The organism is Priestia sp. 179-F W1.4 NHS (assembly GCF_045369295.1).
Lineage (GTDB): Bacteria > Bacillota > Bacilli > Bacillales > Bacillaceae_H > Priestia > Priestia zanthoxyli.
Window position 1 is genome coordinate 24,449 of record NZ_JBIQFF010000013.1, and the last position, 8,070, is coordinate 32,518.

Annotated in this window: 9 protein-coding genes and 1 pseudogene; 7 read left to right on the top strand and 3 right to left on the bottom strand. The window is 33.1% G+C overall.

The features are described 5' to 3' along the window. Positions 1 to 17: 17 nt before the first annotated feature. Both ACH0CI_RS25675 and ACH0CI_RS25680 read right to left on the bottom strand, forming a co-directional pair. Positions 18 to 578, bottom strand: coding sequence for a spore coat protein (locus tag ACH0CI_RS25675; RefSeq protein ID WP_048022224.1), 561 nt, complete (start codon positions 576 to 578; stop codon positions 18 to 20). A gap of 138 nt (positions 579 to 716) precedes the next feature. Then, positions 717 to 932, bottom strand: a complete 216-nt coding sequence (locus ACH0CI_RS25680; RefSeq protein WP_048022222.1) for a spore coat protein — start codon at positions 930 to 932, stop codon at positions 717 to 719. A 296-nt stretch (positions 933 to 1,228) separates the two neighbouring features. Between ACH0CI_RS25680 and ACH0CI_RS25685 the strand changes: the two genes are divergently transcribed. Next, entirely contained in the window at positions 1,229 to 2,050 is an 822-nt protein-coding gene (locus ACH0CI_RS25685) for a beta-propeller fold lactonase family protein (protein WP_098112985.1), read from the top strand. 142 nt (positions 2,051 to 2,192) lie between these two features. Here ACH0CI_RS25685 and ACH0CI_RS25690 read toward each other — a convergent pair whose 3' ends face one another. After that, on the bottom strand, positions 2,193 to 2,936 hold the full coding sequence (locus tag ACH0CI_RS25690) for a hypothetical protein (protein ID WP_154974752.1): 744 nt from the start codon (positions 2,934 to 2,936) through the stop codon (positions 2,193 to 2,195). A gap of 168 nt (positions 2,937 to 3,104) precedes the next feature. On the opposite strand from ACH0CI_RS25690, the gene ACH0CI_RS25695 reads away from it, so the two are divergent. From ACH0CI_RS25695 to ACH0CI_RS25720, 6 genes and pseudogenes are all read left to right on the top strand, one after another. Further along, a complete protein-coding gene (locus tag ACH0CI_RS25695) occupies positions 3,105 to 3,251 on the top strand; it encodes a hypothetical protein (RefSeq protein WP_165574263.1) in 147 nt (48 codons plus the stop codon). Positions 3,252 to 3,495: 244 nt separating this feature from the next. Continuing rightward, a complete protein-coding gene (locus ACH0CI_RS25700) occupies positions 3,496 to 4,152 on the top strand; it encodes a PIG-L deacetylase family protein (RefSeq protein WP_098112983.1) in 657 nt (218 codons plus the stop codon). Then, the gene (locus ACH0CI_RS25705) at positions 4,149 to 5,453 is read left to right on the top strand and encodes a glycosyltransferase family 4 protein (RefSeq protein WP_098112982.1); all 1,305 of its coding nucleotides are present in this window, start codon (positions 4,149 to 4,151) and stop codon (positions 5,451 to 5,453) included. Before ACH0CI_RS25700 ends, ACH0CI_RS25705 begins: the two co-directional genes overlap by 4 nt. 3 nt (positions 5,454 to 5,456) lie before the next feature. Next, complete coding sequence (locus ACH0CI_RS25710; protein ID WP_098112981.1) at positions 5,457 to 6,632, top strand: carboxylate--amine ligase; 1,176 nt, start codon at positions 5,457 to 5,459, stop codon at positions 6,630 to 6,632. Between the two features lie 6 nt (positions 6,633 to 6,638). Further along, positions 6,639 to 7,694: a protein kinase family protein gene (locus ACH0CI_RS25715; protein ID WP_098112980.1), complete on the top strand. Its 1,056-nt coding sequence runs from the start codon at positions 6,639 to 6,641 to the stop codon at positions 7,692 to 7,694. Between the two features lie 140 nt (positions 7,695 to 7,834). Continuing rightward, positions 7,835 to 8,070: pseudogene (locus tag ACH0CI_RS25720) on the top strand (hypothetical protein); the annotation flags it as partial.

An 8,070-nucleotide genomic window follows, 5' to 3' on the forward strand; every position in this document is an offset into this window, starting at 1 on the left:
CCTCGTTTAATTTTTAATTAAAGAACATCGACAAGTACAATAATAGCTACTAATACTTGTAACAGTACTTGAACGTTAAGAGCCACGTCTGTATCAGTCGTTGTAATTTCTACATCTTTGGAATTCTCAATATAAATTTTTTGTTTATTTGTTTGCTCTATTTCAGATAGCTGTAATAAGTCTTGAAGCACACCATCTTTTTGAACAGTATCGCCGATGGCAATACGGATTACAATAGCGATGGCTACTTGGATAGCCACTTGAATACCGATAGCTGCTTGAGTATCTGTTGTAGTGACGTTAATATCGCAAGAATCTTTAATCCAAATTAATTCGTCTGATTCTTGATCGATTAAAGAAAGTTGATCTGCATCTTGAACTACTTCTGCATTAAAACTTTCGAAACTCTCGTTGCTTTCGAAACTCTCACGACTATTATAGTAATCATATTCTGTAGATTCACTTTCATAGTGATCTACTTTACAGCCATCTTTACAATGCTTCTTAGAATCATCTTTTTTATGTTTGCTTTTGCATTTTTTCTTTACATCGTAAGAATAATACTTTTTAGATGACATAACTAACACTCCTTTTTCATGGTATGTATTAATATATGAACATACCAATCAATAGGATTGGGCCAATTGACCATTGAGTGCAACCATTTTAAAAAACAACAAAAACGCCTATTTAACGGCGTTTATGAATGGTATAATTCATTTTTTCTTGTTGGTAGCATTTGTTTGTTTTACAAACTCATCCACTCGTTTTGACAAATCTTCAACCATTTCTTTAAGCATTTGCTTCTTCTCTTCAGATAAATTTCCTTTGATCTGTTCTTTATCTATGCCATGTTTAGAAAAAACGTCATTTACTAATAAGTCCATTAGCTTATTTGGAACAATCTCTGGTCTTTTGGGTGAATCACTCATATTAATCGCTCCTTTTGTATAAGGTCGTATTCATAACAACATATGCAGGAATGGCCTAAAAGGAAACAATTCCCCAGTGTTTTCCTGTGTTATTGAAGCGATTTTTTATTCACCTATATTTTCATTTAAATAAAACAGCAACATGTCTATCTCAGGTGCACTCTAAATAGTCATATCCTTTCCCTAAAAAATTTAAGATAATAAAATAAATTTAACATCATATATTTGTACATAAGGTAAGTGCCTTATGTTTTCAACGATTTTCCTAACAGTATTTATGAAAAGAGTTGAGTTAAATGGGAAAAAAAGCAAAGGTTGTGCATGTTGCAGGTGATTTTTTATCTCCAAGAGGAAAGTCATCTACTAATCAAATTTATACAATAAATGAGGATAACAATACGGTTTCTGTAATGGATGGATCAACAAATGATTTTATTGCCACTATAAATGTAGGTCGTCAGCCAACAAATGTAAATGGAAATCCATCTACTAATCGTATTTATGTAACTAATAAAGGTGATGATACTGTTTCAGTTATTGATGCAGGAACTAATACAGTTATTGGCATTATTCCAGTTGGTGATCAGCCTTCAGGTGTAGGAGTTAACCCCTACACAAATAGAGTTTATATCACAAATGCAGGTCAAGATACTGTTTCCGTCATTGATGGTGCAACAAATATTGTTATAGCCACAATTGCTGTAGAAACCCATCCAATTAATTTAGATGTTCATCCCTATATTAATCGTATTTATGTAGCAAACAAGTTCAAAAATACTGTCTCTGTTATTGATGGATTAACAAATACAGTAATGTCTACAGTGCGAGTGGGTGATCAGCCTACTGACTTAGGGGCTAATCTATCCAGCAACCGTATTTATGTAGCTAATAAAAATAGTGACACTGTTTCCGTCATTGATGCAGGTACAAACGCTGTAATTGGGATAGTACCAGTCATAGAACAACCGTCTATGGTTGATGTTAACGTCGATAATAATCAAATTCACGTAACGAACGAAGAAAATAGTGTAGTGTCTGTCATTGATGGTGCAACGAATATTGTCATTGCTACCCTCCCTGTAGGTGATCAATCAACTTATACAATAACTGATGCCTAATACAAGAACATAATGTGGATATTTATGCTCTATAAGAGGTGGCATAACAGTGATTTTATGTTATAACCTGTAGCGACAATAACCCTATTAGCACACAGTTATTGTTGCTACAATTAATAATTTTGACTACTGCTTAGAGAATTCACTTTTCATCAAATTTTTTCCACCTTTGATAAAGAGAAGGACGGATATCTTTAACATGAGATAAAAATTCTTTTGATAATTTTAGTTCCTTCAAATCGGTTAGCAATTTAATAGGAATAGGTCGGTTAGAAGTAAAAGCTCTTTTAAGATCAATCATTTTAAAATTCCCCTGTTCATTTATTAAAATATGTCGTAATTCGGTATCTTGTCTACGAAAATTTAATTTTTTTAATTCATCAAAGAAATCTATCAACTGTACAACCAATGACTTTTCTATATCTCCGTTTTTTTTAAGCTGTTTTGCCAAAGAAATCCCTTCAATATACTCCATGACTATGTAATTTGGTCCATAACCGTAGAGTTGAGGAATAATAGAAGAGGGCTGTCCCACTTGTATCGCTTCCAACTCTTTTTCATATACCTCCTCTTTGAAAAATACTTTTATACATCGATCAGAAGACAATCGATAAATAACACCATCTTTTCCTTGGCCAACTACCTCATACCTTTTAAAGCTCGTAAGTACATTCTCGTTTTTTTCCACCAACCTCTCAGAAGAGTGTACAAATACTTTGTCACTCAAAAAATCAAGTTGTTTAACGCTGCTAGACGAAATAAATTGATCATTATTATTACTAAGCATTTGATACTTTTTCTTATCCTGCCATTTAAAGAAAGTTGTTTTCGGCAACCTATCCCATCCATTATGATTATGTTGGTAATGAAAATATGATTTCCCCATTCTGTTCCTCCTTCCCCATTTATTATTCTATTCCTTTATAAATAAATTGCTTGTATGCTTATCTATCTACATACAATTTCATAAAAAATTTTTGTTAAAATCCAAGACAAGCACCCTCTCCTGTTACTAATGGTTACATATTATAGTAATGAAAGAGGTGATATTGGTATGAAATACAAAGAAGATTGGACTTTAGAAGAAAAAGCTCACAAAAATCCGTGCAAAAAGTGTGAAAAGCATGAGAAGCATGATTCTTGTAAAGATATTTGTAAAAAAATGAGAGTTATTAATTTATGGAAATTTAATTCTAAATAATAATTTTAGCTAAAAAAGAAATAAGACCTATTGGCTTTTATCAACAGGTCTTATTTCTTTTTTATTGGGAACCTTTCATTACTACTAAAATTACATAACAAAGGATACAACAAATATCTCTTCTATGTTAACTAGTAGAGCTCTAATTTTTAATTCTCCGCCAATGACGGTTTCTAATATATGGATAACCTCATATATTGTTTATAGTACAAGTATAGAAGAAAAAGTTACAGGAGGCACAGATATGAGCGATTGTATATTAGTGATCGGGGCTCATCCTGATGATGAACTATTGGGAACTGCAGGAACCTTAAAAAAATTTGTAAATGAAGGTTATAAAGTAATTTCGGTAATTACTGCTTTAGGGCGAAAGGAAGAAGCCCATCACATTCAAAAATTTGGTCGACTTGCCAATCAAGAAATTGGCATTGAAGAAGTAATATTTCTTGAGCATGTCAATCTGGAACTAGAAATGATTCCTCTTCACGAGTTAACTAAAGAGATTGAACAACTTATCAAACGATACAAACCCGTCAAGATTTTTACACATCACTATGGAGATTTAAATAAAGACCATCAGATTACTTTTCAAGCAGTGTTAACTGCAGCTAGGCCAATTCCTTATATGCCCCCCATAGAATTAATTACATTTGAAACCGTTTCATCGAGTGAATGGGGTGCTTTTGGTTGCGAAAAAACATTTAAACCGAATTACTTTGTAGATGTTACGGACACTATGGAAAATAAACTTAATGCCCTTAAACATTATGATCTCGAAATGAGAGCGTTCCCTCATCCCCGTTCTTACGAAGGCATTGAGTACTTAGGAAGGGTAAGAGGCATGAGTGTTGGCGTACCTTATGCTGAAGCTTTTGAAATTATAAGGAGGGTTTGGAAATGAACCATGAGATTGCCTTTCCCTACCCCTATCTAATTGAAACATTAGATCAATATTATGGACTTAAGTCACGTTCTCCTAAAAAATCCGTTGCAAAGGAAATCCCTAAGAGGAGAAGCTCATCAAAACAAAGTTCAAAAAAGAAATTTTCTATTTTAATTGCTACCTTTTGGAGCTTTCCTCACGTAGGTGGACTTTCAAATTATATTTCTACTTTAAGTAAAAGTTTAAAAAGCCAGGGACATAGAGTAGACATTATTTCCCCCAATCAATTTTCAACTTCAAAAGTAAAGCAATTTCGAGAAATTGCCACTCCAAACCTAAAACATTTGTTTACCAAACGCTATGGAAATTACAATGAGAGAATTTTAAATCATCAAAGGCTTATATATGTATACGAAAAAATGCTTGAAACAGTGAATTTAGAGAAATACGATATTCTTCATGCACAAGATTTGTTTACAGCAAATATTCTAGGAAGGTTTAATGAATTTTACAATAAACCCTTATTTTTTACACCTCATGGCATGTTTACATCTAATAGACTCAAATTTAACATCATCAAAAAAGGTTCCGTAGAAGAAGCGTATTTTACGGAGCTTGAAAGTAAAGCGATTGAATATGCAAGTCATATTATTGTTTTAAGTGATTCATTTCGTGAACCTTTAATAAAGCTAGGAGCAAAAAATAGAAACATTACTACAGTTATTACGGGAATTGATTATCCAGTGAACCAAAGGGAAAGAAAAGAAAAGAACTCACAAAAGCTAGTTATTACGTGCGTAGCTAGGCTTGGTCCTCGAAAAGGACATAATTATCTGTTTGACGCGCTGGCACGCCTGAAAAAATACACTTCCAATGTGGAGGTATTAATCGTCGGTGATGGACAAATGAGAGAGAAATTAGAAAAACAGAAAAAGGCTCTAGGTTTATCAATGGTAAACTTTTTAGGTTCCAGAGATGATGTACCTTCACTCTTAAATAAAACTGACATTTTTGTACTTCCAACAATTAATGATAGCTTACCCATTTCAATAATTGAAGCTATGCATAACGGCACTGCTGTAATTTCCACAAATTGCGGAGGAATTCCTGAGCTGATAAAGCATAATAAAACCGGTATTATTGTTGAACCTGGAGACCCTGAACAGCTAGCACATGCACTAAAATTTCTTATTACAAATAAAGAAGTGCGAAATAAAATGAGTATGAATGCGAAAATTCATGCTAAAAAACACTTAACTATAGACAGCATGGTAGGGAAAATACAGCATTTGTACACTGATTTTTGGGAGATGAATTAAAGTATGAACCATGAACATTCTGCAGTTATCCTTGACCTAAGTGCTAACGGAGTTGGCATTATTAGAAGTTTAGCAACAAAAGGCATAAAAGTTTATGCTTTTGACACGAAAAAAGCGTATAAAATAGGAAAATCACGCCTTGCTACTTGCGGTATATGTCCTAGTCCTTTAACTGAGGAAAAGAAACTATTAAACTTCTTGATTACCCTGTCTAAAAAAATCGGTTCAAAACCTGTTTTATATACAGGAGCAGATGACTACGTACAATTCATTTCCAAAAACCGAGACGAATTGCTAAATTACTTCTTGTTTTTATTACCTGATGATAATTTAGTTGAGCAAGTGCTTGATAAAAATAAAACTTACGAGCTCGCTGTCAAGCATAATATTCCATGTCCAAAAACATATGTAATAGATAGTAAAGAGGAACTTGAAGAGGCTATCTTAAATGTTGAATTCCCATGTATTTTAAAACCTGTTCTCGGCCACGAGTTCAGAAAGAAAATCAACAAAAAAGCAATTGTATTTGATACTCCAGAGCAGTTAAGGAATGATTATTGTTTTTATAGAGAATGCGGACAATTAGTTATTCAAGAACTAATTCCTGGAGACAATCAATGCTTTTATAAAGTAGCTACTCTCTATACTGAAAATATGGAACTACTTGCATTATTCTCCTTACAAAAAAACCATCAGTTTCCTGCAGAATTTGGAACAGGTGCTCATATTGTCAGCAAAAGAGTTCCTAAACTTATCGATATATGTCTTCCATTTTTTGAAGAAATAAAGCTCAAAGGCATAGGTATGGCTGAATTCAAAAAGGATCCAAGAGATGGAATTTATAAATTCATTGAAATAAACCCTCGCTTTTGGCTTACCCATAGTCTCACAGGCCCCTCAGGTATTGACTTTGCCTACACCTATTATTTATACCTCACTAACCAAAACCCAGAGCCTAGATTGAATCAAATAGACGGTATTAAATGGATTTACCTTATAAGGTATTACCTTACTTTCCTTCAAAAGAAAAAAACTTCCGAAATGACATTCAAAGATTTTTATCTGGGGCTGCAAGGTCAAAAAGAGTTTGCTTTATTTGCATGGAATGATCCAATGCCATTTTTTAGAAGCGCATGGTCTCATTTAGTTAATACGTGGAAACGTAAGCGAAAGGAATGACTACTATTGTATGATCCTAAGGCACTCTATTATCGGATTACAGATTTAAAAATAGCAGAAAAACTTTCTTATTCGATGGGTGAGAAAATTACAATTATCCCTTCAGAAATTAAGTGTTTAAAATCCACAAAACGAAGTAGTATATATAAATTACTGCTTCAAAGAAAAAATGGTTATTATCCAATTATCTTTAAGGTCTACAATTCAACAGCCTATAAAAATGAAGTAGAAATCAATATTTATAAAAAATCTTACCCAATTTTAAAGGAGTTTTTGCCTCGTATTTATCTTGTAGAAACAGTAAAAAATGAAACTTGGATCTTTATGGAATTCGTTAGTCAAATACGTGGACAATTGACCTTCTCTCCGTCTCACTTTCAATATATTATCCCAAGTATAGCTAAACTTCATGCTCAAACTTTTGAAAACAGGTTCAAAAAGAAGGAAAGCGTTTGGAAAAATTGGCTCCCTGTTTATACTTCTACAAAAAAGACTAGGGCCAAATCTATGAATGAAACAGTTGATCTGTTGCACGCATCAATAAAAGATGCTCGGGTTAATCATATTGTAAAACCTTATTATCTATCATTAATTAAGCTATACAATAAAGGACCAGATTTCTTCCCTGAATTAATTAAAAATGGATTAGCTATCACCCATGGGGATCTGCATATGCAAAATATATGTAGCAAAAATGTTACTGGTCATACACCATGGCCTATTCAATTCATCGATTGGGAATCAGCAAAATACGCTCCAGTATGGTTTGACATGGTTGTATTAGTAGAACTACTGCTAGGCTTCAGAAAAGATTGGCAAGCCAATGCAGAAACAATACGTACTAAATGTGTACGTCTGTACGTGGAAGAAATGAAAAAATACGGAATTACGTTTAAAACAAACCCTATGACTCTTTATAAAATGGCCTACCTCCAGCGCACCTTAGAAAGAGGTCTTCATACTCAGTTGAGAAGGATTGCTGATAATCGTGAAGGTGAGCTCTTAAGTTATCACCTTGAAAAAATTTCAACATGGGGCAGGGAACTAGGAATATACGAATAAATAGATTTTGGAAAATAGCTTTTAGACTATCGATTTAACAATAGTCTAAAAGCTATTTTTACCTTAATGTACAAGCAATTTCCCTTTTCAAAAATACAATATATAGAAACACCAATTTTAAATAAAGGCAGGGAATTTATTTGACTAAATTTTATTATGATTCTAATGAAGAAAGTAAGCACTGCTTGAAAGCGATGTATGACATGCGTAAAAATAAAGAAGAAAAAGACTATGGCAAAGATAAATGCAAAGACAAACATGAAAAAGACTACGGCAAAGATAAATGCAAAGACAAACATGAAAAAGACTATGGCAAAGATAAATGCAAAGACAAACATGAAAAAGACTACGGCAAAGATAAATGCAAAGACAAACA